The organism is Pseudomonas sp. FP2335 (assembly GCF_030687535.1).
Taxonomy (GTDB): domain Bacteria; phylum Pseudomonadota; class Gammaproteobacteria; order Pseudomonadales; family Pseudomonadaceae; genus Aquipseudomonas.
This window is the reverse complement of the sequence record NZ_CP117437.1, coordinates 2,092,625-2,117,752: the sequence shown is the minus strand read 5'-3', so window position 1 is coordinate 2,117,752 and position 25,128 is coordinate 2,092,625. Positions and strand designations below refer to the sequence as shown.

Annotated in this window: 24 protein-coding genes; 11 read left to right on the top strand and 13 right to left on the bottom strand. The window is 62.6% G+C overall.

Going from position 1 to position 25,128, the window contains the following annotated elements:
- Window positions 1-18: 18 nt before the first annotated feature.
- From PSH81_RS09550 to PSH81_RS09535, 4 genes are read right to left on the bottom strand one after another with little or no spacing between them, the layout of a single operon-like run.
- Window positions 19-1,338, bottom strand: a complete 1,320-nt coding sequence (locus tag PSH81_RS09550; protein WP_305392382.1) for a sensor histidine kinase — start codon at window positions 1,336-1,338, stop codon at window positions 19-21.
- The gene (locus tag PSH81_RS09545) at window positions 1,335-2,003 is read right to left on the bottom strand and encodes a response regulator transcription factor (RefSeq protein WP_305392381.1); all 669 of its coding nucleotides are present in this window, start codon (window positions 2,001-2,003) and stop codon (window positions 1,335-1,337) included. Before PSH81_RS09545 ends, PSH81_RS09550 begins: the two co-directional genes overlap by 4 nt.
- Window positions 2,003-2,314 carry a PepSY domain-containing protein gene (locus tag PSH81_RS09540; protein ID WP_192300326.1) on the bottom strand — a complete coding sequence of 104 codons (312 nt, stop codon included), beginning with the start codon at window positions 2,312-2,314 and terminating at the stop codon, window positions 2,003-2,005. The genes PSH81_RS09545 and PSH81_RS09540 overlap by 1 nt, the downstream gene beginning before the upstream one ends.
- The gene (locus PSH81_RS09535; protein ID WP_226456086.1) at window positions 2,314-2,613 is read right to left on the bottom strand and encodes a PepSY domain-containing protein; all 300 of its coding nucleotides are present in this window, start codon (window positions 2,611-2,613) and stop codon (window positions 2,314-2,316) included. The genes PSH81_RS09540 and PSH81_RS09535 overlap by 1 nt, the downstream gene beginning before the upstream one ends.
- Window positions 2,614-2,772: 159 nt before the next feature.
- On the opposite strand from PSH81_RS09535, the gene PSH81_RS09530 reads away from it, so the two are divergent.
- From PSH81_RS09530 to codA, 3 genes are all read left to right on the top strand, one after another.
- Window positions 2,773-3,852 (top strand): patatin-like phospholipase family protein, encoded by a 1,080-nt coding sequence (locus tag PSH81_RS09530; protein WP_305392380.1) that lies wholly within the window; start codon window positions 2,773-2,775, stop codon window positions 3,850-3,852.
- Between the two features lie 76 nt (window positions 3,853-3,928).
- On the top strand, window positions 3,929-4,285 hold the full coding sequence (gene queD / locus PSH81_RS09525; RefSeq protein ID WP_003173033.1) for a 6-carboxytetrahydropterin synthase QueD: 357 nt from the start codon (window positions 3,929-3,931) through the stop codon (window positions 4,283-4,285).
- A gap of 92 nt (window positions 4,286-4,377) precedes the next feature.
- Window positions 4,378-5,619 (top strand): cytosine deaminase, encoded by a 1,242-nt coding sequence (gene codA / locus PSH81_RS09520; protein ID WP_305392379.1) that lies wholly within the window; start codon window positions 4,378-4,380, stop codon window positions 5,617-5,619.
- On the opposite strand, the gene PSH81_RS09515 is transcribed toward codA, so the two are convergent.
- Complete coding sequence (locus PSH81_RS09515; RefSeq protein WP_305392378.1) at window positions 5,612-6,586, bottom strand: diaminopimelate epimerase; 975 nt, start codon at window positions 6,584-6,586, stop codon at window positions 5,612-5,614. The two genes, codA and PSH81_RS09515, sit on opposite strands and share 8 nt — an antisense overlap.
- Window positions 6,587-6,728: 142 nt before the next feature.
- Here PSH81_RS09515 and PSH81_RS09510 point away from each other — a divergent pair, with 142 nt between their 5' ends.
- Window positions 6,729-7,880 (top strand): MFS transporter, encoded by a 1,152-nt coding sequence (locus PSH81_RS09510; RefSeq protein WP_226456152.1) that lies wholly within the window; start codon window positions 6,729-6,731, stop codon window positions 7,878-7,880.
- Window positions 7,881-7,928: 48 nt separating this feature from the next.
- Here the strand turns inward: PSH81_RS09510 and PSH81_RS09505 are convergent, their stop codons facing one another.
- From PSH81_RS09505 to bglX, 6 genes are all read right to left on the bottom strand, one after another.
- Complete coding sequence (locus PSH81_RS09505; RefSeq protein ID WP_305392377.1) at window positions 7,929-8,852, bottom strand: hypothetical protein; 924 nt, start codon at window positions 8,850-8,852, stop codon at window positions 7,929-7,931.
- A 561-nt stretch (window positions 8,853-9,413) separates the two neighbouring features.
- The gene (locus PSH81_RS09500; protein WP_305392376.1) at window positions 9,414-10,247 is read right to left on the bottom strand and encodes a hypothetical protein; all 834 of its coding nucleotides are present in this window, start codon (window positions 10,245-10,247) and stop codon (window positions 9,414-9,416) included.
- A 239-nt stretch (window positions 10,248-10,486) separates the two neighbouring features.
- Window positions 10,487-12,883 (bottom strand): TonB-dependent receptor, encoded by a 2,397-nt coding sequence (locus PSH81_RS09495; protein WP_305392375.1) that lies wholly within the window; start codon window positions 12,881-12,883, stop codon window positions 10,487-10,489.
- A gap of 97 nt (window positions 12,884-12,980) precedes the next feature.
- Window positions 12,981-13,931 (bottom strand): FecR family protein, encoded by a 951-nt coding sequence (locus PSH81_RS09490; protein ID WP_305392374.1) that lies wholly within the window; start codon window positions 13,929-13,931, stop codon window positions 12,981-12,983.
- Between the two features lie 14 nt (window positions 13,932-13,945).
- Entirely contained in the window at window positions 13,946-14,446 is a 501-nt protein-coding gene (locus PSH81_RS09485) for a sigma-70 family RNA polymerase sigma factor (protein WP_226456157.1), read from the bottom strand.
- Between the two features lie 73 nt (window positions 14,447-14,519).
- Window positions 14,520-16,775: a beta-glucosidase BglX gene (gene bglX / locus PSH81_RS09480; RefSeq protein WP_305392758.1), complete on the bottom strand. Its 2,256-nt coding sequence runs from the start codon at window positions 16,773-16,775 to the stop codon at window positions 14,520-14,522.
- Window positions 16,776-16,959: 184 nt separating this feature from the next.
- Here bglX and PSH81_RS09475 point away from each other — a divergent pair, with 184 nt between their 5' ends.
- The 4 genes from PSH81_RS09475 to PSH81_RS09460 are packed head-to-tail and all read left to right on the top strand — an operon-like array spanning window position 16,960 to window position 20,657.
- Window positions 16,960-17,760 (top strand): glucose 1-dehydrogenase, encoded by an 801-nt coding sequence (locus tag PSH81_RS09475; RefSeq protein ID WP_226456159.1) that lies wholly within the window; start codon window positions 16,960-16,962, stop codon window positions 17,758-17,760.
- Window positions 17,753-19,579 (top strand): glycoside hydrolase family 15 protein, encoded by a 1,827-nt coding sequence (locus tag PSH81_RS09470; RefSeq protein WP_226456160.1) that lies wholly within the window; start codon window positions 17,753-17,755, stop codon window positions 19,577-19,579. Before PSH81_RS09475 ends, PSH81_RS09470 begins: the two co-directional genes overlap by 8 nt.
- A 41-nt stretch (window positions 19,580-19,620) precedes the next feature.
- A complete protein-coding gene (locus PSH81_RS09465) occupies window positions 19,621-20,100 on the top strand; it encodes an isochorismatase family protein (RefSeq protein WP_226456161.1) in 480 nt (159 codons plus the stop codon).
- Window positions 20,097-20,657: a GNAT family N-acetyltransferase gene (locus PSH81_RS09460; RefSeq protein WP_305392373.1), complete on the top strand. Its 561-nt coding sequence runs from the start codon at window positions 20,097-20,099 to the stop codon at window positions 20,655-20,657. The genes PSH81_RS09465 and PSH81_RS09460 overlap by 4 nt, the downstream gene beginning before the upstream one ends.
- Window positions 20,658-20,858: 201 nt before the next feature.
- Here PSH81_RS09460 and PSH81_RS09455 read toward each other — a convergent pair whose 3' ends face one another.
- Window positions 20,859-21,866 (bottom strand): GlxA family transcriptional regulator, encoded by a 1,008-nt coding sequence (locus tag PSH81_RS09455; protein ID WP_226456163.1) that lies wholly within the window; start codon window positions 21,864-21,866, stop codon window positions 20,859-20,861.
- Window positions 21,867-21,956: 90 nt separating this feature from the next.
- Between PSH81_RS09455 and inhA the strand changes: the two genes are divergently transcribed.
- Window positions 21,957-22,637, top strand: a complete 681-nt coding sequence (inhA, locus tag PSH81_RS09450; RefSeq protein WP_192300311.1) for an isonitrile hydratase — start codon at window positions 21,957-21,959, stop codon at window positions 22,635-22,637.
- A 149-nt stretch (window positions 22,638-22,786) separates the two neighbouring features.
- Here the strand turns inward: inhA and PSH81_RS09445 are convergent, their stop codons facing one another.
- Window positions 22,787-23,416 carry a LysE family translocator gene (locus tag PSH81_RS09445; RefSeq protein ID WP_305392372.1) on the bottom strand — a complete coding sequence of 210 codons (630 nt, stop codon included), beginning with the start codon at window positions 23,414-23,416 and terminating at the stop codon, window positions 22,787-22,789.
- 160 nt (window positions 23,417-23,576) lie between these two features.
- On the opposite strand from PSH81_RS09445, the gene PSH81_RS09440 reads away from it, so the two are divergent.
- Complete coding sequence (locus PSH81_RS09440; protein ID WP_192300309.1) at window positions 23,577-24,092, top strand: sigma-70 family RNA polymerase sigma factor; 516 nt, start codon at window positions 23,577-23,579, stop codon at window positions 24,090-24,092.
- Window positions 24,079-25,029, top strand: coding sequence for a FecR domain-containing protein (locus PSH81_RS09435; RefSeq protein ID WP_305392371.1), 951 nt, complete (start codon window positions 24,079-24,081; stop codon window positions 25,027-25,029). Before PSH81_RS09440 ends, PSH81_RS09435 begins: the two co-directional genes overlap by 14 nt.
- The last annotated feature ends 99 nt before the right edge of the window (window positions 25,030-25,128 follow it).

Below are 25,128 nucleotides of genomic sequence, written 5' to 3'. Positions count from 1 at the left end.
ATTTTGATCGGTGCTGTGTCAGCCCTGCCGCTTGGGCAATTCGATCAAAGCCTTCAGACCGCCCAACTCGCTTTCCTGCAACTGCAACATCCCGCCCCATACCTCGACGATATCCCGCACGATCCCCAACCCAAGGCCATGCCCATCAATTTGTTCGTCCAGGCGCGTGCCACGGCTGAACACTTGGTCGCGCTGGGCTTCGGGAATGCCGGGGCCGTCGTCTTCCACTACCAGCAAGTAACAGCGCTCGGTTTCGCTGACGGTCAAACGCACATCGGCATCTGCCCATTTGCAGGCGTTGTCCAGCAGGTTGCCCAACAGCTCCAGCAAGTCGGCACGGTCCCACGGCAGGTGCAGGCCGGGCGCTGCGTGGTAGCTCAGGTCCAGGTGGTCGCCGTGGATCATGGTCAAGGTGGCCAGCAGGTTCGGCAATTCCTGATCACAGTCGAACAAAGCGCCAGGCAGGGTTTCACCGGCCAGGCGCGCACGATTGAGTTCGCGGTTGAGGCGCTGCTGCACCTGTTCCAACTGCTCGCGCAGGAGTTTGCCGAGTTCAGGGTGATCCTTGAGCGCCTCGCTGGAAGCCGCACTCAGCAACACCGCCAGCGGGGTTTTCAGGGCATGGCCAAGGTTGCCCAGGGCATTGCGCGAACGTTTGAGACTGTCCTCGGTGTGCGCCAGCAAGTGGTTGATCTGCGCCACCAGCGGCTCCAGCTCCTGTGGCACCTGGGTGTCGAGCTGCGAGCGCTGGCCCTGTTGCAACTGGGCGATCTGGTTGCGCGCGGTTTCCAGCGGGCGTAAGGCGCGACGCACCGTGACCCGTTGCAGGATCAGCACCAACAGCAAGGCGGCCAGGCCCAGTACCAGACCGATCTGACGCATCAGGCGAAAGCTTTCGCGCACCGGCGTGTAGTCCTGGGCCACGCTGATGGAAATCGACTGGCCGAAGCGCTTGTAGTCCTCACGCAGCACCAGCAGTTGCTGGCCTTCCGGTCCCAGTTGCAGGTTGCCCTTGAGCCCGGCCTCGGGCAGGTGCGGCAGGTCCTGGTCCCACAAAGAGCGCGAGCGCCAGTGTTTGTCGGCAAAATCAATGCGGAAATAGTGCCCGGAAAACGGCCGCTGATAGGCCGGCGACACGCGCTTCTCATGCAACTCCAAACCGTCCGGGCCACGCACCAGCGCGACCAGCAGGCTTTCACTGTCGTTACGCAGCCCCGATTCCAGATAGCGCTGCAGACCCGCTTCGAACAGCCACAGACTGGTTTGCGCCAACGCGATGCCGACGATCACCATCACACTGACCAACCCCAGGCTCAGGCGCCGCTGGATCGACCTCATGCAGGGCTGGCGCCAAAGCGGTAACCCTGGCCGCGCCGGGTTTCGATCACGCTGCGGCCCAACTTGCGGCGCAGGTGGTTGACGTGGACTTCGAGCACATTCGAGTCGCGCTCGGTTTCGCCGTCATAGAGATGCTCGGCCAGGTGGCTTTTCGACAGGATCTGCTCGGGGTGCAACATGAAGTAGCGCAGCAGGCGGAATTCGGCGGCGGTCAGTTGAATCTCCGCGCCATCGCGCAGCACGCACTGGCGCCCTTCATCCAGGTGCAAGCCGGCGGCTTGCAAGGTGGGTTGGTTGGCGTGGCCGTGGGCACGGCGCAACAGCGCCTGGATGCGCAAGTACAGTTCTTCCGGGTGAAAGGGTTTGCTCAGGTAGTCGTCGGCACCGGCCTTGAGCCCTTCGATGCGATCGGCCCAGGAATCGCGGGCGGTAAGGATCAGCACCGGGATGGACAAGGCGGCTGCACGCCATTGTGCCAGCACCTCGAGCCCCGGCAGGCCAGGCAGACCGAGGTCGAGGATAATCAGGTCATAGGGCTCGCTGCGGCCTTGATACGCTGCGTCGCGGCCATCAGCCAGCCAGTCGACGGCATACCCCTGGCGCTGCAGGCCAGCCAGTAACTCGTCGGCCAGCGGGACGTTGTCTTCCACCAGAAGCAGGCGCATCAGTCTTCCTCGTCTTTGATCAGCACACCCGTGCTGGCGTCCAGCTTGATCTCGCGCACCACGCCCGCCGCGGTGACCAGTTCCACTTCATAGGCGTACTGGCCGTGCTTTTTCTCAAGCTCGGCCTCCAGCAAACGTGAGCCGGGGTGACGCGCCATGGCTTGTTGCAGCAACTGCTCCAGCGGCAGGATCACCCCTTGCTGGCGCAGTGCCAAGGCTTCGTCCTGATCCAGGTCGCGGGCCGTCAGGCTTGAGCAAAAAACCAGCAGGGCCAGCGCAACTGCACTGCCGGCGCGTCGATATACCTTCATTACGTTTCCTGATGATTCTTGAGGACATGCCCGGTCAGCGCGTCCAATTCAACGTCCCATTCAATGCCGTTGGGGTCTTGCAGCTCGACCTGGTAGAGGTACCTGCCGTATTCCTCGTCCAGGTCGGTGTCGAGCACGGTTGAACCGGGATGCAGCGCCAAGGCCGTGGCCTCCAACTGGTCGAAGGCGACAATAGTAACAGTGCCGGGCAATTTCAGCGTTTTGTCGGGGTCCACTGCACCCGCCTGTGCCGCCACGACGGCGGTGATAGCGGCGACCAGCACTGTGAGGCGCTTCATAGGGAGTCTCCGTTTCAAGGTGTTTTCCTACGCCGGCCACCCTACCTGCAGCAACTTAACTGAAACTGAATTGCCACCATGGCAATTGCCGACAAGCCTCTTTACCCATCATCGTGCGAGATTTCCTATACTGCCCCGCTCGCTTCAACAGAGACCGGTATGACAGCCATCCACATCAAGTTTCCCGCCCTGACCCTCAAGGCCGGTAAGCGGGCCTTTACGCGTATTCGTGAACAAGGCCTCAAGCCGGCCGACGTCGGCATCCTGCCTGGCGCAGCCGGTGGGCCCAAGGCGCTGGGTATCCAGGGCATGGACCTGGCGCTGTTTGGCGATTGGCTGGCGCGTGCGCCCCGCGAACGAGCGCTGATCGGCGCGTCGATCGGCTCCTGGCGGTTTGCCAGCGCCTGCCTGCCCGACCCGGTGCAAGGCCTGCTCGACCTCGGCCGCTTGTACAACGAGCAGCGTTTCGCCAAGGGCGTGACCATGGCCGAAGTCAGCCAGAGCTGCCAACGCATGCTCGACGACCTGCTGGCCGGACGCGATGCACGGGTGCTGGACAACCCGGACTACCGCCTGAACATCATGGTGGTCAAGAGCCACGGCCTGCTCGCCGATGACCACCGCGGGCGCCTCGGGCTGGGCCTGTCGTCGGTGATCGCCGATAACCTGCGCGGCCGTGCGCGGTTGTCGCGGCATTTCGAGCGGTTGATCATCCATGACCCGCGCCAGGCGCCACCCGTGCATCCACTGCAGGATTTCCCGTCGCGCTTCCTGGCCCTGGAACTCGGCAACCTGCGCCAGGCCCTGCTTGCCTCCGGCTCGATCCCCATGGTCATGCAAGGCGTGCGCGACCTGCCCGGTGCCGGCGCCGGCACCTACCGCGACGGCGGCCTGCTGGACTACCACCTCGACCTGCCCTACCACGGCGACGACATCGTGCTGTACCCGCACTTCACCGACCGGGTCATCCCCGGCTGGTTCGACAAAGGCCTGCCATGGCGGCGCAGCAACCCAGCCGGCTTGCAGGACGTGTTGCTGCTCGCCCCGTCCAGGGACTACCTGGCCCGCCTGCCCCACGGCAAGCTGCCGGACCGCAGCGACTTCAAGCGCTTCATGGGCGATGACGCGAGCCGCAACAAATACTGGCAAACCGCGATGAGCGAGAGCCGGCGGCTGGGGGATGAATTTCTGACACTGGCCGATAACGACCAATTGGGCGAGCACCTGCACGCCCTTTGACCCAGCGGTATGCGCGGCGGCGGGTCAAGCTGTTAAACTCGCCGCCTGCCAGATACCTGACCGAGCTGAAAATACTGTGGAAATCTTCAAAGAGTTTACCTTCGAATCCGCCCACCGCCTGCCGCACGTACCGGACGGCCACAAATGCGGGCGCCTGCACGGGCACTCGTTCAAGGTGGCGATCCACCTGAGCGGCGACCTGGACCCCCATACCGGCTGGATTCGCGACTTCTCGGAGATCAAGGCGATTTTCAAGCCGCTCTACGAACGCCTCGACCACAACTACCTCAACGACATCCCCGGCCTGGAAAACCCGACCAGCGAAGTGCTGGCCAAGTGGATCTGGAATGAACTCAAACCCCTGCTGCCGGAACTCAGTGCAATTCGCATCCACGAGACGTGCACCAGCGGGTGCATCTATCGCGGCGAATAAACCGCCCGTACGAAAAACCACCCCAGCGGTGGTTTTTTTATGCCCGGCTCCCTTACAGTCGTGGCTTCCCGCCGCTCAAAAGGAACTTGCCCATGCACATCATCAACGCCCGCCTGCGCAACCGTGAAGGCCTGCATGATCTGCACCTGGAACAGGGCCGGATTGCCAGCATCACCCCACAGACCACGCCACCGCCGTTGCAGGCCGACGACCTGGATGCCGCCGGCAACCTGGTGATCCCGCCCTTCGTCGAGCCGCACATCCACCTCGACGCCACCCTCACCGCCGGCGAACCGCGCTGGAACATGAGCGGCACGCTGTTCGAGGGCATCGAGTGCTGGGGCGAGCGCAAAGCCAGCATCACCTTTGAAGACACCAAGACCCGCGCCAAGCAAACCATCCAGGCCCTCGCCGCCCACGGCATCCAGCATGTGCGTACCCACGTCGACGTCACCGACCCGGACCTCACCGCGCTCAAGGCCATGCTCGAGGTACGCGCGCAAAGTACGCACCTGATCGACCTGCAAATCGTCGCGTTTCCCCAGGAAGGCATCGAGTCCTACCGCAACGGCCGCGAACTGATGGAAGAAGCCATCCGCCTGGGCGCCGATGTGGTTGGCGGCATCCCGCACTTTGAATACACCCGCGACCAGGGCGTGAGCTCGGTCAAATTCCTGATGGACCTGGCTGAGCGCAGCGGTTGCCTGGTGGACGTGCATTGCGACGAAACCGACGACCCGCACTCGCGTTTTCTCGAAGTGCTCGCCGAAGAGGCCCGCAGCCGTGGCATGGGTGCTCGCGTCACGGCTAGCCACACCACCGCCATGGGCTCCTACGACAACGCCTACTGCGCCAAGCTGTTTCGCTTGCTGGGGCACTCCGGGATCAACTTCGTCTCCTGTCCGACCGAGAGCATCCACTTGCAAGGCCGCTTCGACAGTTTCCCCAAACGCCGGGGCGTCACCCGCGTCAACGAGTTGCTCGAAGCCGGCATGAACGTGTGTTTCGGCCAGGACTCCATCGTCGACCCCTGGTATCCGCTGGGCAACGGCAACATCCTGCGCGTGCTGGAGGCCGGGTTGCATATCTGCCACATGCTCGGCTACAGCAACCTGCAAAGCGCCCTCGACCTGGTGACCGACAACAGCGCCAAGGCCATGGCCCTGGGCGACCGCTACGGCCTGGAGCCGGGTCGCCCGGCCAACCTGTTGGTGCTCTCGGCGGACAGCGACTATGAAGTGATTCGCAGCCAGGGACTGCCGCTGTATTCAATCCGCCACGGCAAGGTGTTGATGAAACGTCAGCCGGCGCAGGTGGAGTTTTTGCTCAGCTGATTTGCCGCCGGGCGGTGCCGAACAAGCTGACACTGCGCAGCGTCTCGGCCTGCACCTGCAAGCGCACCGGCGCCGTACCGCCCGGCATCACCACCGCGACCTCCCCCGCCGCGACCCAACCCGCCCGCCACGCCGCGCAGGCCACTGCGCTGGCGCTGGTGCCGGACGACGCCGTAGGGCCTTCTCCACGTTCAAACACCCGCGCGAGCACACGGTTGGCGCTGTCCCGCGCAGCCCATTGCAAATTGACTCCGGCCGCACAGGGCTGGCCGCGGCCAACCGGCGGCGCAAAGGCAATTGCCTGCAGCGCTTCAAACAACCCGGGCTGCTGCATCTGTGCGTTGTCGGGCAACGCCGAAGGGTGTTCGACCAGCGTCACGCAATGGGGGTTGCCCACCCGCACAAACTGACTGTGCGCCCACTGCGGGTTGATCGCCGCCAGTGCGCTCACGTGGCTGGGTTCAGCAGCGCCGACGCCCGTCGCACCCACGGCCGACGGCCCGAACGCCGGCTGGCCCAATGCGAGCCAGAACCCGCTCACCTGGGCATACACCGCCGGTTCCACCCAGGTACTCAACGGCGAGGCGCCAGCCGGTTGATCGTGATGCACACGTAACTCGCTGGCCTCGGTCATCATGCCTTGGTCTGTCAGGGCCTGGGCAAAGATGGTCAGCCCGTTGCCGCTACGCTCGGCCAGGGTGCCGTCGGTGTTGACGATCAACAGGTCAAACGGCGGCGCAGCCTGGAACGGCCCCACCAACAGGCCATCGCAGCGGTGGGCCTTGGCCTGCGGCGGGCGTGGGGTTGATCCCCAGCCGCATTCGGCCGCGACCGCCGCCGGCGCCCAGGTCTGGCGGTGATGCGCCGCCACGACGGCAGTGTCGGGAACCGCTATCCCCTGGCGGCGCAAGGCAGCCGGGCTGACCACCCCATAAATATTGCCCCGCGCATCGTAGAACTGAGTCATACCCACGCCCGCCAGGATTGTTTCATTGATTCATCCGTCCGCTTGCCCACACACAGGGTCGGCAGCGTATTACAGAACCTTCCATCTGTGGGAGGATGTCGCGCCGGACACCGTTCGTTGAACGCAAAACCAAGGATTTTTCATGACTGCCATCCCCACCTCAGCGCCCGTGGTTCCCGGGCGACTGGAGCAAATGTCGACCCGCATCGCGTTTTTCATCGCCGGTTTCGGCATCGCCGCCTGGGCACCGCTGGTGCCGTATGCCAAGGCCCGTGCTGGACTCGATGAAGGCACGCTCGGCCTGTTGCTGTTGTGCCTGGGAGTGGGCTCGATCATCGCCATGCCAGTGGCCGGCCTGCTCGCCTCGCGTTTCGGCTGTCGGCGCGTGCTCTGCGCCGGCACGCTGCTGATCTGCCTGGCCCTGCCGATGCTGGCGACGGTCAGTTCGATTCCCTTGTTGATCGCCGCGCTGTTTCTGTTCGGTGCCGGGTTGGGCACGGTGGACTCCACGGTCAACCTGCAAGCGGTGATCGTTGAGCGCGCCAGCGGCAAAACCATGATGTCGGGATTTCACGGCTTGTTCAGTCTGGGTGGGATTGTCGGCGCGGCAGGTGTTTCGGGGTTGCTCGGGCTGGGCTTGTCGCCGTTGCAGGCAATCTTGGTGGTGGTCGTGATCACGTTGGCGGCGCTGCTCAAGGCCGCCCCACACTTGCTGCCTTACGGCAGTGAAAGTTCAGGCCCGGCGTTTGCGATTCCCCATGGCGTGGTGCTGTTTATCGGCTGCCTGTGTTTTGTCGTGTTTCTTGCCGAGGGCGCGGTGCTGGACTGGAGCGCTGTGTTCCTGAGCGGCGAACGCGGCCTCGACGAAGCCTATGCGGGTCTTGGTTACGCGGCATTTGCCCTGACCATGACGGCCGGGCGTTTGACCGGTGATGCGATCGTGCGTCGACTGGGGCCTACCCGGGTGATCGTGGCCGGTGGTTCGCTAGCGGCCGCCGGTATGTTCCTCGCCACCTTATCGACGGCCTGGGAAGTGTCACTGCTGGGTTATGCCCTTATCGGCGCCGGCTGTTCCAACATCGTGCCGGTCCTCTACACCGCGGTGGGTAAACAAAAGGTGATGCCCGAACACATTGCCGTGCCCGCCATTACCACGCTGGGGTATGCCGGGATACTCGCCGGACCTGCTGTGATTGGCTTCATCGCCCATGGCAGCAGCCTGGCGATCGCCTTCCTGCTGATCGGCGGGTTGCTGGCAGCAGTCGCGGCCAGCGGCAAGATATTGCGGGTGTAGCCATGAGCTTTTTGTGCCAGACAAAGAGCTCATAGGCCCGTCAGGGCATCATTTGCCCTTCTCTTTCTTGTCGTTTTCCAGCCAGCGATCAAGGCTGTAGTTTTTCAGCCAACCATCATTGTTATGACTGCCGAAAATGCTGGTGCCGTTGGCTTTATTGCTGTCCAGGGACGCCAGCAAGCCTGGCCGATCGACCAGGTTCTTGGCGAGGTACACCTGCTGCGGACTGTATTTTTTCATCGGAAACCCGGTGACCGGATCCCGCACCAATGCGCCTTTCTTGTCGGTCAAGTTGGGGTCCTTGCTCATTTCAATGATTTTGTCGGTCTTCACGTAGCGGTGTTTTTCGAAGAAGAACGTGCGGTCTTCCGAGCGATCGCGCAGCTCGTCAAACATGCCCCTGAACGCCTCGACCACCTGCGCATCGGTTTTCGCATGGAACGGATCGGCACTTTGCGTATTGTTGGGGTTGGTGTTGCCAAGCAGGGCGCTGGCCGCCTTGGAGAGGCTTGAAGGTGTGATTTTTCCGCCTTTGCCCAGGATCGTATCGTTCAGGCGCGGACGGTTGATGATCTCCCTGGCCAGCATGATCGTGCGTTCGGCAACAGTGCTTATGTTCGGGTCCTCATCAGCGATTTTCTGCAGTCCCGCCTGGTTCAAGCTCCCGTCCTTGGTGAATTTTTCGAGCAATGAAAAGCTGTTGCTCAACGCCGTGGCCAGCAGGTGGTCATCTGAACTGACATACGGGTTACCCGCCTTCATGCCGCCGTAAAGATTCTGAGCATCGAAATGCGGGTTGTTTAAGCCCATCAGCGGACTACTGGGAAAACCCGACATTACCGGACGCTGCCCCACGCCCTGAGGAGCGTAACCCGAGCCTGACGCCTGTGCGTTCGCACCCGGCGTGTTGGAATTCAGCTGGTCTAACGAAGGTGGCAGCTTGAAGCCAAGTTGATTGATCCCGTTACTCATATTTCACTCCACACGATTTGGACGACGTCGCCCGCGCCCCGAATCCTCAATCAGCAAAATGCTCCGATTGAGGATGCAGGTCTGGCGCAAGGTGTGTGGCGTTGCAAAACCAATGGTTCCGGCAAAGCGCAACTCTGCACCCGGACAACCTTGAACATTTGTAACCGCCTGGGCTTCAGTCCTCCTGAAGCGATGATTACCCTCGAAGGGACAACTTGCTCCAGAAGCTCGAAAGTCTTGAGAACAATGGATCGCCGACCGGCGTATCGCCGAGCATGTGAGCGCCTCTGTCAAAGTCTGCAGCCGTCGGCGCCTTGAAGCTGCATTTGGGTGAAGAGGTAAGGTTGAGACTCGGCTGCTGCGCGTTTTGGCAGGGTGCCTCAGGCAACGCAGTCATCAGCGCGGTGACTGAGCTTGGGCAGTGACGAGAGGCAGAGGATGTCGAGTTCATGGGTCCGGTCCTGATCCAGTAGATAAAGACTCCCACAGGCCGTCAACCACCAGTGGGTGTCTTCTTCGTGGCAAATCTGCGTAAACGGTTCCCCATATGCAGTGCCGGATTTAACCGAGCAAAGCCAACAGCCTGTGCAGTTCTTTGCGCGAAATCTTGCCATCGCGCTGCGAGCCAAACACGTTGTCCATCAAGTCCTTGACGTCCGAACGGCCCATCACGGCATTGGCCAACTGGATGAGATGGTCTTTTCGGGGGATGCCCGTCAGGTTTTTATTAGCGAGTGCCTGCAGATCGCTGATATTGATGTCGCGGTTCCAGAAGCCACCTTTCAACGCATCGAAATTCCGGAGCATCTCCTCAACGAGTTGTTTGTTGTCCAAGCGCTTCAACGGGTTATCGGAATGCACGAAACTTCTGATGTCGGCCTTGGAAAAGCGATTGTTTGTCGCCCCGGTGGAGCGGTCCCGATCCAGGGCTTCCATCAGTCCAGAACGACGCTGCAACTCCCTGGCCAGTTTGATATTGGCGTCGGTCCGGGGATTGCCGGTCAGCTCCTGCCTGGCAATTTCCCCCAGGCTCTGGCGCGTGACTTCACGTGAAGGCCAGGGGCCCTTGAACGCATTGAAGTTATCCAGAAGCATCTGCGCCAGTTGTTCATCGCTACGCCTGGAATAGTGAGGGTCCGGTAGCGTAGGGTTTGGGCGCGCAGGCGGGCCAGGTTGCGCAATTGGCCGGTGGGGAGGACGGTGATAGTGGCCAGCAACTTTTCCCTGTGGCGTATCACCAAACATCGGGCCGGACTGATATTGCGGTTGCGCAAAGCCCACACTCGCCGAGTACTGTGGAGGTAGCGACCTGGCAGGGAATGCCGCCTGTGGGTCAGCATGGGTGGGATTCGGCAAGATGGGCACGGTGGTCGAGGTGGACGCGGATGTTGACATTGGGATCTCCAGTTCGTTTCCAAGCAGCTCGCCTGACTGCGCCAGGCTCAATAGTGGAATCAGCGCGAGCGAGCCTCACCTATGTGGCTGGACACCTGAGGTCAGTTCCGCCTAGAAACCGAAAACTGCTCGCTACTGGTAGGAAGATCCTCTGGGGGAAACAGGAAAATACAGAATGAAACGTAAATCGCCGTGCCTCCCCAGATAGGAAACACGGCGAAAGTGGTCGTTATACCGGATCAGAATCCAACACTGGCCTGCACAAAAAACGTACGCGGTTCGCCCAGGTACAGCCCGGCGTTGTTGTCGCTGGAGCGCGTGTAGTGCAGCTGGTCGAAGAGGTTTTTCACACCCACGCCCAGTTTCAGGTTCGACAGTTGCGCGCCGAAGTCATAACCACTGCGCACGTTGACCGAGACATAGCCGGGAATATCGCCGTACTGGCCGTCGGCAGTGCCCTGGGTGATGTAGGTGGTGCCGGTGCCCGGCGCACGTTGGCCGGACTGGGCGTAGACGTCCAGATTGTGGGTCCAGTGGTTGACGTCATAACGCAGGCCCAGGGTCGCCACTTCACGGGAGTACAACGGCAGGTCACGGCCTTTGAAGGCAACGTCGCCTTGCGCTGTAGCCTTGGTGTAGGTGAAGCCGGCGTTGGCGGTCAGGCCATCCAGACGCGCATCCAGGTTCGACAGGTCGTAGTGGGCCGAAGCTTCGATGCCGCTGTGTTTGGTTGCGCCGAGGTTGGTCCAGCCCACGGCATTGCTGACGTATTGCAGCTCATCCGAGAAATCGATGTAGAACAGCGTCACTTCGCCGCCCCACACGCTGTCGTTGTAGCGCGTGCCCACTTCGTAGGTCTTGGCCTTCTCCGGGTTCAGGCCACTGGCGGTCTGATCGCCCGTACCGCCCTGGCCTAGCTGGAAATACTGCAGGCTGCCGAAGGACGTTTCGTAGTTGGCGAACAGTTTCCACGCATCGGACACGTGGTACATCACGCTCAACGCCGGCAACGGTTCGTTGTTGTGGACCTCACGGCGTTTTTCCAGGGTGCGCGCGCCGGTCAACGGGATCACCGGGCGGTCGTGCCATTCGGTGCGGATGTCTTCGAAGCGGATACCGGGGGTAATGGTCCACTTGCCGATGTCGATCTTGTTATCGACGTAGAAGGCGTTGGCCTCGGTGCCGCCAGTGCGGTCCTGGTAGACGTGACCGTCGCTGCGCCCGCCGGGGGTGGGCACGTTGTTGACCAGATTGAGGCTGGTGGCCTGCTCGTGCATGCCTTCCTTGAGGTAGCGATAACCGACGCTGACTTCCTGGGTGCTCGGGCCCACGTCAAACACATGGCTCACACGGGGCTCGATGCCAAAGGTGTAATAGGTGCGCGGGTACGAGCCGAGGGTGAGCAAGTCGCGGTTGGCGATGTTGCTGCCACGGAAGCTGTCGGAGTAGTAGGTCAGCACTTCGGCCTGGGTGCGGTCGTCGATCTGTCGGATGTACTTGAAGGACACATCCTTGCGACGCCCGGTGAAATTGTCCCAGTCGCGTACCGACTGATACGGGTTGGCGTCGAATTGCTTCTGGGTCAAGCCGCCGGGCATGTCGGCCGTGGCGTCGTAGTAGTGGAAGTTGAGTGAGAAGTCGTCGCTATCGGTCGGCGCCCAGTGGGTCTTGAGGATCACGTCGTTGATGTCATTGCCGTTGTTGCTGCTGCGATAGCCGTCCCCTTTGACCCCGGAATACAGCAGCGCCGCACCGATGCCGTTGTCTGCGGTGCCGCCGACAAAGGCGTTTTCCAGATGTTTCCAGCCGCCGTGGGCCGAGGTTTGCAGGGTGGTGCCGACTTCACCGGAGAATTTCTCCGGGATGGCGCGGGTGACAAAGTTGATCACGCCACCGACGTTTTGCGGCCCATAACGCACGGAACCGGCGCCGCGTACCACGTCGATGCTGTCCAGGTTACCGGCGGAGATCGGCGCCATCGACAGTTGCGGCTGGCCATACGGGGCGAAGGCGGCCGGTACGCCGTCGATCAACACCGTGGAGCGTGGCGACAGGCGCGAAGTCAGACCCCGTACGCCGACGTTGAGGGAAATATCGCTGCCGCCGGTGCCGTTGGACTCCTGCACCTGCACGCCCGGGACCCGGCGCAACACGTCACCGACGTTCATCGCGCCCTGCTCCACCATGGCCTCGCGGCGAATCACGGTGCGTGCGCCGGGGTGGTTCTGCACCACTTCGGCGTTGGCGTCGCCCAGCCAGTCGCCGACCACCTTGATGTCGGTGGTACCCAGTTCCAGGGGCGAACCGGCTTCACCGGCACCGCTGCCCAGCGGACGCAAGGTCACGGAACCGGCGTCGATCTGATAGTCCAGGCCACTGCCTTGCAGCAATCGACGCAGGGCTTGTTCCGGCGAAAGGTTGCCATCCACCGCCGGGGCTTGCTTGCCGGCGACCATGTCGGGGCTGAAGAACACTTGCAGGGAGGTCTGCTGGCCCAACTGGCTCAGCGCTGCACCCAGCGGTTGGGCCTGGATATGGAGGGTGTCGGCAGCATACGCCGAGGTGCTGACAGCCATGGCCAGGGCCAGTGGCGCCCAGCGGGAGATTTTATTGTGGTGGCAGGCAAGTTTTTTCACGTCAAATCGGGTCCTGTGATCGCAAGCGAGTGCGGCCGTTAATGCAAACCAGTTGCAGTTGCAGGAGGAGACGACGAACGCGAAAAAAACCTGACTGTCAGCGCGAAATAATTTCCTGGCTGCCGTCCGGCAAGGCGCGCACGGCCACCGGCAGAATGTGCGGCAGGGCCTTGAGCAAGGCGTCGGTGTCGTTGGCGTTGAACACGCTGGTCAGGCGCAGGTCGCTCACCGCCGCCGAACCGACCCGCACTGGCTGCTCGCGATAACGCGACACTTCCCGTGCCACGTCACCCAAGCTGGCGTTGTTGAACACCAGTTTGCCGCGGCGCCATGCGGTCAGTTCTGCGGCGTTCACCGCGTAGGCCGGCACCACGTTGCCCTGGCTGTCGATGTGCGTGCCACGGCCCGCCGTCAGCGTGACGCTTGCATCCACGGCCCGCCCTTGCACCTTGACCGTCCCGGCCTCGACCACCACGCGGGTGCTGTCGTCATCGCGGCGCACATCAAAGCGCGTGCCGGTCACCGTGACCTGCCCGGCCCCGGCGGCGACCACAAACGGGCGAGTGGTGTCGTGCTCGACATTGAACATCGCCTCGCCCCGCTTGAGCACCACGCCGCGCCTGCCCTTTTCGAACTGCACCGCGACCACGCTGCGGCTGTTCAACTCCATCACCGAACCGTCGGGCAGCGTCACCTGGCGCTGTTCACCGAGCCGCGTGCTGAACTCGGCGCTGTAGGGTTTTGGTTGAAGGATGCTGAACACGCCCAGGCCAACGGCAACCGCCACCACACTGGCCGCGACCGCGTAACGCAACACGGCGCGCCGCTTGGGGCGCTCAGCCGGTGCATCGCACAACGCACGCAAACGCGCCGCCGGCAACAGGTCCGTGGCGCTCCACAGGCCTTGCAGCACATCAAATTCGTATTGGTGGTCGGGATGCTCATGGCGCCACGTCTCAAACTGCTGGCGCTCGGCGGCCCCCAGTTCGGCGTCTTGCAGGCGCACAAACCATTGCGCAGCCTCGTCTCGGGCACGGTTATCCATCATGGAAGATCCTTGGTTCATGGGGCCAGCACGTCCAAGCGGTCACGCAGATGCCGCAGGGTGCGGATCATATACTTTTCCACCATGTTCTTGGACAACCCCAGGCGTTCGGCGATTTCCTGCTGGGTGAGGCCTTCGATTTTCTGCCAGATGAAAATCCTGCGGCAGTTGAGTGGCAACTCGGCCAGCGCCCGCTCGATGGAATCCGCCAACTGGATCGCGTGCATGACGTGCTCCGGGTCGCCACTGTGCGGCGAACGCAGGTCGAAGGTCTCCAGCGCCAGCGCCTCGCGCCGGTCTTCACGGCGATGGGCGTCCACCGCAATGTTGCGTGCGGTTTGGTGCAGATAGGCGCGCGGCTGCTCAACCTCGGTGGACCGTGCCTCAAGCACCCGCACAAACGTGTCATGGGCCAGGTCTTCGGCCTGCTGGCGGTTTCTCAGGCGGCGCGTCCAGGTGCCGATCAACTCTTCGTAATACTCGAAAAAGCCTGTTCTGCGGGGCGGCTGGGGCATCATCGCGGAGGCACTGGGGAGGCGGGGCGTGAATAGTAATGCTTCCTATTAAGTCGGGCAATTGCTTCCCGTCGTGTCAGCGCAGTTCGAAGCGTTGTTCAATGACCTCCCGAGAATCCAAGCCTATCTGCAGCCTGAACTCGCCAGGCTCGGCGACGTGTCGCAAGTGAACGTCGTAGAATTTCAGGTCATCTTCACCCACGGTGAACTCGATTCGTCGACGCTCACCGGCCTTGAGCATGACCTTCTGGAAACCCTTGAGCTCCTTGACCGGACGGCTGACGGATGCCACCGGGTCACGGATATACAACTGGACCACGGTTTCGCCATCGCGCTCACCCGCATTGGCCAGCGTGACACCCACCCGCAGAGACTGACCTCGGTGCAACACTGCGCTGGACAACTGCAAGTCTGACAGTGCGAAACGGGTGTAGCTCAAGCCGAAGCCGAAGGGAAACAGCGGCCCCTCCTGCTCATCAATATATTGGCTCATGTACTTGTTCGGCTGATCGGGGATGAAGGGGTGGCCCGTGTTGAGGTGGTTGTAGTAAATCGGGACCTGGCCCACCGAACGGGGAAACGTCATGGGCAGCTTTCCCGAAGGGTTGTAACCGCCAAACAAGACATCAGCGACAGCGTTACCGCCTTCCATCCCGCTGAACCAGGTTTCCAGCAGCGCATCGGCCTGCCCTTGCACTTGGGTCAATGTCAAAGGCCGACCGTTCACCAACACCACCACCAGCGTTTTACCCAAGGTTCTCAATGCTCTGAGCAGGCGCTGCTGGCTATCCTCAAGGTCAAGGCGCGTTCGGCTGATGGCCTCATCGCTGAAATTCCACGCCTCCCCCACCACTGCCACGATGACATCGGCTTGGCGTGCCACCGCCATCGCCTCTTCCAGCAGCGCTTCAGGCGATCGGGGATCAAGGTCCAAGGGCGAGCTATAACGTGCCAAGCGATCAGACAACGCCCTGTCGTCTGTGACATTGGCGCCCTTGGCATACAGCAGCGTGGCCTTGCCTTCCACCGCACGCGTCATGCCCTCACGGATGCTCACAACTCTTTGTGCTGCGCAATCGCCACAATAGCTCCCGAGCAAATCACGGCGGCTGTTGGCGAGTGGGCCTACCAGCGCGATACGACCGTGCTTGCTCAACGGCAGAGTGTGCTGGCGATTCTTCAACAACACCAGGGTCCTGCGCGCCACATCCCGCGCCGCCGCCCTTTGCAACCGGCGCTCCATGGGTTCCGGAGGCAATCGGGAGAGGTTGCGATAGGGGTCTTCGAACAGCCCCATCTCGTACTTCATCCCGAGCACGCGACGAACCGCCTCGTCCAGGACCGCAACACTCACTGCTCCCGATTTGACGAGGGCGGGCAACTGGCGAACATAGGCATCGTCACTCAACTCCATGTCGAGGCCCGAGAGAATCGCCAATGAAGCCGCGTGGCGCTGATCAATCGCCACACCGTGCGTAATCAGGCCAGTCACGGCATTGGAGTCACTCAGGGTGACGCCGGCAAACCCCCACTCATGGCGCAGCACATCCTTGATAAGCCAGGGGTTGGCGGTTGAAGGAACGCCGTTGATTGTGTTGAACGCAAGCATCGCGACCTGCGCGCCGGCCTCGACAGCCGCGCGGTATGGCGGGAAATAGTACTGATACATCTGTGCCCGGCTCATATCGACACTGTTGTAGTCCTTGCCGCCCTCCACAGCCCCATACAGGGCCACATGCTTGACGCCGGCCATGATGCTGCCCGCCGCGCGATAGTTGCCGCCCTGATACGCGTTGATCATGACCCGAGCAATGCGCGACACCAAATAGGGGTCCTCGCCGTACCCCTCCGACACCCTGCCCCAGCGAGGATCGCGGGAGATGTCCAGCATTGGGCCGTAGGTCAGGTGCACACCATCGGCGCTCGCTTCCTGCGCGCTGATCCGCCCCACCAGCGCCAATGCCTGCATGTCCCAACTGGCCGCCAACGCCAGGCTGACCGGAAATACGGTGTGCAAGCCATGGATAACATCCATGCTGAAAAACAGCGGGATTTTCAATCGGCTGCGCTCAACGGCCATTTGCTGCAACGCGTGCCCATAGGGCGCAGGCGGAACTACGGCCACCCCGCCAATCAGTCCGCCGGCCAGATGTTCCCGGACGCGCGTATCCGGCGCCACAGGGTCGAGATAGACGATGTCGAGTTGCCCGACCTTCTCGGCAACCGTCATTTTGCCCATCAGCTGATTGATGAACGCGGCTTTATCCAAGGGTGCCTGCGCCACAGCAACCGCGCTACCAAGACTCGCCAGCAACCCGACAACCCAGTGCATGTTCACGCGCTCATCCCCTGACCACCTGCAAGCCGGTAGCCTCACCTCGGAAGCGAAAGACGTCTACTGTCAGAAATGACAGTTCCCCCTGCCTGCCCCGCTGCGCCCCGTCGAATCCCACGCTGAACTTACACGTGGCCCCGCCAGTCAGCTGACTGAACCCTCTGACAGTGGTGGTTGGCCCATGCACCTCTCGCTCCAGCAACAAGTCGCCCTCATCACCGGCGCCAGTTCCGGCATCGGTGCAGGCGCCGCCAAGGCCCTGGCCGACGCCGGCGCGGCCGTGGTGCTCAATTACAACGCCCAGGCCGCCCCTGCTGAAGCGCTCGCCGCACAGATCAACGCCAACGGCGGCCGTGCGCTTGCCATCGGCGGGGACGTGTCAAAAGAGGCCGATGTGGAACGCCTGTTCGCCCAGACGCTCGACGCCTTCGGCCACTTGGACATTCTTGTCGCCAACTCCGGCCTGCAAAAAGACGCCAACCTGGTCGATATGAGCCTTGATGACTGGAACACAGTGATCGGCGTCAACCTCACCGGCCAGTTCCTCTGTGCCCGCGCGGCCGTGCGTATCTTCAATCGCCAGGGCGTGCGCGAAGGCGTGTCGCGGGCGGCGGGAAAAATCATTCATATGAGCTCGGTACACCAGTTGATCCCTTGGGCCGGCCATGTGAATTACGCCGCCTCCAAAGGCGGTGTCGAGATGTTGATGCGCACCCTCGCCCAGGAAGTCAGCGCGCAGCGCATCCGTATCAACGGCATTGCGCCGGGGGCGATCCGCACGCCGATCAACCGGGCGGCCACCGAAGGCGCGGCAGAAAAGGAACTGCTGAAACTGATTCCCTACGGCCGGGTCGGCGACGTCGAAGACGTGGCCAACGCCGTGGTCTGGCTGGCCAGCGATGCCTCCGACTATGTAGTCGGCAGCACCCTGTTCATCGACGGCGGCATGAGCCTTTATCCGGAGTTTCGTGGCAATGGTTGAGCTAAAGAACGAACCCCAAAGCGCCATCGACGCCCACGGCATCATTGGCGACATGCGCAGCGCGGCACTGGTCAACGACACGGGCAGCGTAGACTTCTTCTGCTGGCCGGAATTCGACAGCCCGTCGATCTTCTGCGCCCTGCTCGACAGCCCCGAAGCGGGCATTTTCCAGCTCACTCCGGACCTGCCAGACGCGCGCCGCGAACAGATCTACCTGCCCGACACCAACGTGCTGCAAACCCGCTGGCTCAGCGACGAAGCCGTGGTGGAGATCACCGACCTGCTGGCGATCAGTGATGACCTCGATGACCTGCCGCTGCTGATCCGTCGGGTGCGGGTGATCAGCGGCACGGCCGACATCCACCTGCGCTGTGCAGTGCGCCACGACTACGCGCGCGCGCCGACCCGCGCCAGCCTCGACAACCGCAGTGTGTACTTCAACGCCGATGGCCAGCCCGGCCTGCGTTTGTCCAGCAGCCAAGCCTTGCACATCAAGGATGGCGCGGCGGTTGCACGCTTCACCTTGAACCAGGACGAAGGCGCCGAATTCGTCCTCGGTGGCCAGGATGATGAGCGGGTGGACAGCGCTTGCACCGACCTCGCCCTTGCCCACACCCTGACGTTCTGGCGCAGCTGGATCGCCCAGTCGAACTACCGTGGACGCTGGCGCGAAATGGTCAATCGCTCGGCCCTGGCCTTGAAGCTTCTGACCTCGCGCAAACACGGCGCGATCATCGCCGCCGCCACCTTCGGCCTGCCGGAAAGCCCCGGCGGCGAGCGCAACTGGGACTATCGCTACACCTGGATCCGCGACGCTTCATTCACCGTCTATGCCTTCATGCGCCTGGGTTTTGTCGAGGAAGCCAACGCCTACATGCGCTGGCTCAAGGGGCGGGTCAGTGACTGCTGCGGGCAGCCAACCAAACTCAACATCCTCTACGGCATCGACGGGCGCCAGGAGCTGCCGGAAACCGCACTGCCCCACTTCAAAGGCCACGGCGGCGCCACGCCGGTGCGCATCGGCAACGGCGCGGTCGGGCAGATCCAGTTGGACATCTATGGCGAACTGATGGACGCGGTGTACCTGGTCAACAAATACGGCGAAGCCATCTCCCATGACGGCTGGAAACACACGGTGGAAGTCGCCGACCAGGTCTGCGATATCTGGAACACCAAAGATGTGGGCATCTGGGAAATGCGCGGCGAGCAGCATCACTTCCTGCACTCGCGGCTGATGTGCTGGGTGGCGCTGGACCGCGCAATCCGTCTCGCCTCCAAGCGCTCGCTGCCAGCACCGTTCGCCCGTTGGGACCAGACACGCCAGGCGATCTACGCCGACATCTGGAGCAACTTCTGGAACGAGGAGCGTGGGCATTTTGTGCAGCATATCGGCAGCACGGCGCTCGACGGCTCGATGCTGCTGATGCCGCTGGTGCGTTTCGTCGCGGCCACCGACCCACGCTGGCTGTCGACGCTGGAAGCGATCCAGAAAAGCCTGGTACGCGACGGCATGGTCTATCGCTATCGCAACGACGACAACCCAATCGACGGCCTGCAAGGCACCGAAGGTGCATTTACCGCGTGCTCGTTCTGGTACGTCGAATGCCTGGCCCGCGCCGGGCAAGTGGAAAAGGCCCACCTGGAGTTCGAACAACTGCTGCGCTATGCCAACCCACTGGGTCTGTACGCCGAAGAGTTCGACAACCAGGCCCGCCACCTGGGCAACACGCCCCAGGCCTTGAGCCACCTGGCGTTGATCAGCGCGGCGTCGTTCCTGGACCGCAAGCTCAGCGGGGAGAAGACGACCTGGCAGCCCTGAGGCACAATGACCGCCCCACCCCGGCTACGGACTGCAACCCCATGCGCCAGGTACTGCTGATCATCGACGTGCAACCCTGCTTCAACCCGCCGGCATGGCTTGTGGACGGCATCCATGCCCTGCTCGGCCGCCTGCCCAGCGTCGCCACCGTCGAGCGCCACGACGAAAGCATCACCCCCTTCACCCGCCAACTCGGCTGGCAACCGGCGCCGGATGACGACAGCCTGGTGGCGGCGGATCGCATCTTCGTCAAGCACGGTTATGCGCCGACGCCCGAGACGATTGCCTACCTCAAAAGCCTGGAGCCGCAGCGTGTGTTGGTGTGTGGCATACAAACCGACACCTGCGTCCTGGCGGCGGGGTTTGCCCTGTTCGATGCAGGGTTGCAGCCGACGTTGATCAGCGATTTGACCGTGGGCTCGTCGCTGGATCGGTCAGGGCAGCTGGGGGTGGATTTGTGGCGACATCACTTTGGCAAGGTGGTGGATCGGGAGCAGATTTTTGCGGCAACCGCGCCATGAGCCCTTTCCCTACCCTACACACCCAACGCCTGTGCCTGCGTGAGCTTGTAGCAAACGACGCACCGGCGCTGTTCGACATCCACAGCGATGCCGACAGCATGCGCTGGTTCGGCGCCGACGCGATGACCGAGCTTGCCCAGGCCCAAGCCCTGATCGAAACCTTCGGGCACTGGCGCACCCAGCCCAACCCCGGAACACGCTGGGGAATCGAATGGGAGGGTGAACTGATCGGCAGTTGTGGTCTGTTCAAGTGGAACCAGAAGTGGAACAGTTGCGCACTCGCCTGTGAGCTGGCGCCCGACGCGCGTGGCCAGGGACTGATGAGTGAAGCTATGCAGGCAATGCTCGACTGGGGCTTTGAACAGATGCAATTGCATCGAGTGGAAGCCTGGGTGCATCCGCAAAATACCGCGTCGCTCAAGCTGTTGGAGCGACTGGGTTTCAAAGCCGAAGGAACGTTGCGCGACGCGGGGTTCTGGAATGGCCAACGACACGATCTGGGTGTATTGGGGTTGTTGAGCCACGAGTGGCTGAACAGGAAAACCACAGGTATTTAACGAACCCTACTTTACACATTGCGCCTGATATTCCAGGTGAGAATATGACCTCACGCCTCCTACAAGACATCAGCACCCCCCTCGCCCGCCGTTGAGCTGGAGTGAGACATGGGAGAATCACGACCAAGGTTTGATCAAGTGCTGGGAAGTTGGTCGAGAGCTCGCAATCAAACGACCTGATCTGGTGAGCCGTGCCAGTTGCTATGGGCGCTGTGCGGTGCAGACGACGGGGTGACTGCTGGAATTGCTCGGCGAAAACCGCTCGCGGTAGGCCTGGGGCGTCACCGACAAGACGCGCAGAAAACTGCGGCGCAGGGTTTCTTCACTGCCAAAACCACATTGCACGGCGATGCGTTTGATTGATGCCGTGCTGTCGGCCAACTGCCTGCGTGCGGTTTCAACGCGGATCAGTTCCACGGCGCGCGCCGGGGTCTGGCCGGTTTCGTTGCGGTAGTGGCGCACAAAGCTGCGTTCGCTCATGCCAGCCTGGGCGGCGAGGGTCGGGATGTTCAGGTCGAGGGTGAGGTTTTCCGCCATCCAGGCGTGGAGTTCGGTGAAGCGGCTGTCGGCCTTTTGCAGGGACAGGGTCACACTGAATTGCGATTGCCCGCCCGGGCGCTTGAGGAACACCACCAAGTGGCGTGCCACTTCCAGGGCTACTTCGCGGCCCAGGTCTTCTTCAACCAGCGCCAGGCACAGGTCGATGCCGGCGGTGACGCCGGCGGAGGTCCACACCGCGCCCTGGCGGATGAAGATCGGGTTGGACTCCACCGTCAACGAAGGAAATTTGCGCGCCAGTTCTTCGCAACGCGTCCAGTGGGTGGCCACGCGGCAGCCATCGAGCATGCCGCTGGCGGCCAGCAAAAACGCGCCGGTGCACACCGAGGTCATGCGCCGCGTATGCCTGGCTTTTTCGCGCACCCAGTCCACTAGCGCCGGGTCTTCGGCGGCGCCGTAGACGCCCCAGCCACCGGCGATCACCAGGGTGTCGCACGGCGCGTCGATGGCCGGCAACGGCTCGGCCACCAGCGCCAGGCCAGCGGAGGTCATCACCGGGTCCGCCTGCGCAGCGACTACCGAAACCGCGTAGGGCAACGGCAGACCGCGCTGGCGCGCCAAGTCATTGGTGGAAGCGAACACCTGCAACGGCCCGGTCACGTCGAGCACCTGGGCGTTGTCAAAAGCGAGGACATGGACGATTCGAGGCATGATTGGCGTGATCTGTGGGCTGAATGGCGTATCCGCCAAAGCCTAGGCCCCTAGAGTGGAGTCGTCCACCCCTTTCTCGGAGCGCTGTCCATGACCTTGCAAATCGGCTTTGTGTTGTTCCCCGGCATCCAGCAACTGGACCTGACCGGCCCCTATGACGTTCTCGGTTCGCTGCCAGACGTGAAGTTGCACCTGGTGTGGAAAGACCTCGCGCCGGTCACCTCCAGCACCGGCCTGGTGTTCACCCCGACCGTGACCTACGCCGATTGCCCAACGCTGGATGTGATCTGCGTGCCCGGCGGTTCCGGGGTGGGCGCGTTGATGGAAGACCCACAGACCCTGGACTTCCTCAGCACCCAGGCGCAGACCGCGCGCTACGTGACCTCGGTGTGTACCGGCGCGCTGGTGCTCGGCGCGGCGGGCCTGCTGCGCGGGCGCAAGGCCACCACCCACTGGGCCTACCACGACATGCTCGCCCCGCTCGGCGCGATCCCGGTGCAGGATCGTGTGGTGCGTGACGGCAACCTGCTGACGGGTGGCGGCATCACCGCCGGCATCGACTTTGCGCTGACATTGGCGGCGGAGTTGTACAGCGAAGCGGCGGCGCAACTGGTGCAGTTGCAGATCGAATACGCGCCGGCGCCGCCCTACCACTCAGGCAGCCCGGACACCGCGCCCCGGCATGTGCTGGAAGAAGCACACAAACGCACGGCGCAATCGCGCCGGGTGCGCGGCGAAATCGTCGCACGCGCCGCCGCACGACTCGGCTGACTCTCCCTTGATCCCACCAACTTGCCCGCGCTGGGGGGCGAAGCCGCCCTAAACCCCGGCTGCTCGGTGTTTCAGGAAGACCGAGGTGTCTGGTTTTGGGGCGGCTTCGCCACCCAGCGCGGGGCAAGCCCGCTCACTACAGGGGCGAGTCAGGTGGGGCGCGACATCACTGCCAGGCGCACGGCCAGCAGCGTGAGCACCGTCGCCAGTCCCCATTTCTGCAGCCAGGCGCTTTTCGAGCGTTTGGCAAAGAACCGGCTCAACACCCCGCCAAACGCCCCCAGCAAGCCGTGAAACACTGCAGCGATCAACGTCAACACGCCGCCCAGCAGCATCAACTGCACGGCAATCGAGCCTGCTTCGGGCCGGACGAACTGCGGCAAGAACACCACAAAAAACAGCAACGCCTTGGGATTGAGCAAACTGTTGAACATCGCTTGCAGAAACACCCGTCCCAGGGGTACGCGGTTGGCCGGGGCCGCCTCCAGCCCCGGGCTTTTCTGCAAGGTCTTGAACACCAGCCACAGCAGGTATACCACCCCGGCATAGCGGATCAGGTCAAAGGACGGCGGCCAACTGGCCACCACCGCCGTCACCCCGGTGGCGGTCAACGCGGTCAGCAGCAGGTCGGCCACACCGATGCCCAGGGCCGAGGCCATGCCACCGCGCCAGCCGTGGGTCACGCCGTGGCTGATGACAAACGCCATGTTCGGCCCCGGCGATAACAGCAACAACAACACCGCACCGCAAAAAACCGCCAGGGTCGCCAGGTCGATCATGCTCAAGCCCTCCACCGGGAAAAGCCTGCAGACTAATCCGCCTACCGCATGCCGACAAAAAATTGTGCTGGATACATTGCCCAGCGGTGATTGCTCATTGCCATAGCCAACGTCTAGAATGCGAAACATTATCAATTAAGACTGTTGCGCCGGGATGCCCATGTCGAGCGATCACCCACTGGACCCTGCCGCCATCGGCCAGCTTTACCAGGCGCATCATTCCTGGCTGAACGGCTGGTTGAAGCGGCGCACCGGCTGCCGCGAGCATGCCGCCGACCTGGCGCAAGAAACCTTTGTGCGCCTGCTCAACGCGCGCAAGCAGCAAACCTTGCTGCAACCGCGTGCGTACCTGAGCAGCATCGCCCGCAGCCTGATGATCGACGGGTACCGCCGCCGCGAGCTGGAACGTGCCTACCTCGAAAGCCTCGCGCATTTCCCACAGGTCGAGGTGCCGTCGGAAGAAACCCGCCTGTTGATCCTCGACAGCCTGGAACGCATCGATCGCTTGCTTGATCAACTTAAACCCCGCGTACGCGAAGCCTTCCTGCTCGCGCAACTGGACGGCCTGACCTGCGCGCAGATCGCCCAACGCCTGGACGTATCCAAGGCCACCGTGGAACGCGACCTGTCCAAGGCGCTGCACGCCTGCTATCGGTTACGTTATGCCGAACGCTGACCAGCGCCTGGTAGACCAGGCCATCCAATGGATGATCACCCTGCGCTTCAACGTCGCCGACGACGCCAGCACCGCCGCGTTTGAACGCTGGCTGCACAGCAGCCCCGAACACCAGCGGGTGTGGCACCGGGTCGCGACGATGAATGACGACTTCAACCATCTGCCCGCCCAGGTCGGGCGCCGCACCCTCAGCGGTGCGCGGCAACGCATCAGCCGCCGCGAAAGCCTCAAGCTGCTGGGCCTGGTGGCCGGTGCGGCCGGCTTGAGCTGGTTCGGTCGCGACTACACACCACTGCCAGCGATGATGGCCGACTACCGCACCGCCACCGGCGAGCGGCGCTGGGTCGCGCTGAGCGATGGCAGCAAGCTGCAACTCAACAGCGCCACGGCGATTGATGCGACGCTCACCCCAGAGCGACGCAAGGTCCAACTGCGCCAGGGCGAGATACTGGTGAATCCCAGTGTCGATACCCGCCCCTTCTGGGTGCTGACCCGCCACGGCGATTTGCGCGTCGAAGGCTCGCGCTTGCTGGTTCGCGAAGAGGCCCAAGGCACCTCTCTTGCGGTGCAACAGGGCACGGTGGCGATATTTGCCGACCGCCATGACCCCAGCGCCCGGCAGGTGATCCAGCCCGGCGCGTCGGTGTTGATCGACCGCACAGGCATCCGCACACCCATCGCCAACGGCCTCGACCCGTGGGCCTGGAGCGACGGCGTGATCAGCGCCCACAACATGCGCCTCGACGCCTTCCTCAGCGAGCTGGCCCGCTACCGCCACGGGCTGCTGCGTTGCAGCGAAGCGGTGGCCGGACTGCGGGTGTCAGGGACTTATCAGTTGAGCGATACCGATCAAGTGCTGGCGCTGGTCGCGCAATCACTCAACGTCGATGTCACCTACCGCAGCCGCTATTGGGTGACGGTAACGCCCCGGGTTTAATCGTCCGAAAAAATAAATGAGGTGAATTCCCATTGCCGCTCGACCTGTAAGGAAAGGCCGATCAACAGGCCAGTACTTTTCACTTCCTTCAGGAGCATC

Coding starts and splice junctions, on each gene's coding strand:
- PSH81_RS09550 (WP_305392382.1), bottom strand. CDS start 1,338: ATGAGGTCGATCCAGCGGCGCCTGAGCCTGGGGTTGGTCAGTGTGATG.
- PSH81_RS09485 (WP_226456157.1), bottom strand. CDS start 14,446: ATGATGCCCCAGCCGCCCCGCAGAACAGGCTTTTTCGAGTATTACGAA.
- PSH81_RS09475 (WP_226456159.1), top strand. CDS start 16,960: ATGCACCTCTCGCTCCAGCAACAAGTCGCCCTCATCACCGGCGCCAGT.
- PSH81_RS09445 (WP_305392372.1), bottom strand. CDS start 23,416: ATGATCGACCTGGCGACCCTGGCGGTTTTTTGCGGTGCGGTGTTGTTG.
- PSH81_RS09460 (WP_305392373.1), top strand. CDS start 20,097: ATGAGCCCTTTCCCTACCCTACACACCCAACGCCTGTGCCTGCGTGAG.
- codA (WP_305392379.1), top strand. CDS start 4,378: ATGCACATCATCAACGCCCGCCTGCGCAACCGTGAAGGCCTGCATGAT.
- PSH81_RS09540 (WP_192300326.1), bottom strand. CDS start 2,314: ATGAAGGTATATCGACGCGCCGGCAGTGCAGTTGCGCTGGCCCTGCTG.
- PSH81_RS09535 (WP_226456086.1), bottom strand. CDS start 2,613: ATGAAGCGCCTCACAGTGCTGGTCGCCGCTATCACCGCCGTCGTGGCG.
- PSH81_RS09435 (WP_305392371.1), top strand. CDS start 24,079: ATGCCGAACGCTGACCAGCGCCTGGTAGACCAGGCCATCCAATGGATG.
- PSH81_RS09465 (WP_226456161.1), top strand. CDS start 19,621: ATGCGCCAGGTACTGCTGATCATCGACGTGCAACCCTGCTTCAACCCG.
- inhA (WP_192300311.1), top strand. CDS start 21,957: ATGACCTTGCAAATCGGCTTTGTGTTGTTCCCCGGCATCCAGCAACTG.
- PSH81_RS09545 (WP_305392381.1), bottom strand. CDS start 2,003: ATGCGCCTGCTTCTGGTGGAAGACAACGTCCCGCTGGCCGACGAGTTA.
- PSH81_RS09440 (WP_192300309.1), top strand. CDS start 23,577: ATGTCGAGCGATCACCCACTGGACCCTGCCGCCATCGGCCAGCTTTAC.
- bglX (WP_305392758.1), bottom strand. CDS start 16,775: ATGCACTGGGTTGTCGGGTTGCTGGCGAGTCTTGGTAGCGCGGTTGCT.
- PSH81_RS09530 (WP_305392380.1), top strand. CDS start 2,773: ATGACAGCCATCCACATCAAGTTTCCCGCCCTGACCCTCAAGGCCGGT.
- PSH81_RS09515 (WP_305392378.1), bottom strand. CDS start 6,586: ATGACTCAGTTCTACGATGCGCGGGGCAATATTTATGGGGTGGTCAGC.
- PSH81_RS09510 (WP_226456152.1), top strand. CDS start 6,729: ATGACTGCCATCCCCACCTCAGCGCCCGTGGTTCCCGGGCGACTGGAG.
- PSH81_RS09500 (WP_305392376.1), bottom strand. CDS start 10,247: ATGTCAACATCCGCGTCCACCTCGACCACCGTGCCCATCTTGCCGAAT.
- PSH81_RS09470 (WP_226456160.1), top strand. CDS start 17,753: ATGGTTGAGCTAAAGAACGAACCCCAAAGCGCCATCGACGCCCACGGC.
- PSH81_RS09490 (WP_305392374.1), bottom strand. CDS start 13,931: ATGATGGATAACCGTGCCCGAGACGAGGCTGCGCAATGGTTTGTGCGC.
- PSH81_RS09455 (WP_226456163.1), bottom strand. CDS start 21,866: ATGCCTCGAATCGTCCATGTCCTCGCTTTTGACAACGCCCAGGTGCTC.
- PSH81_RS09505 (WP_305392377.1), bottom strand. CDS start 8,852: ATGAGTAACGGGATCAATCAACTTGGCTTCAAGCTGCCACCTTCGTTA.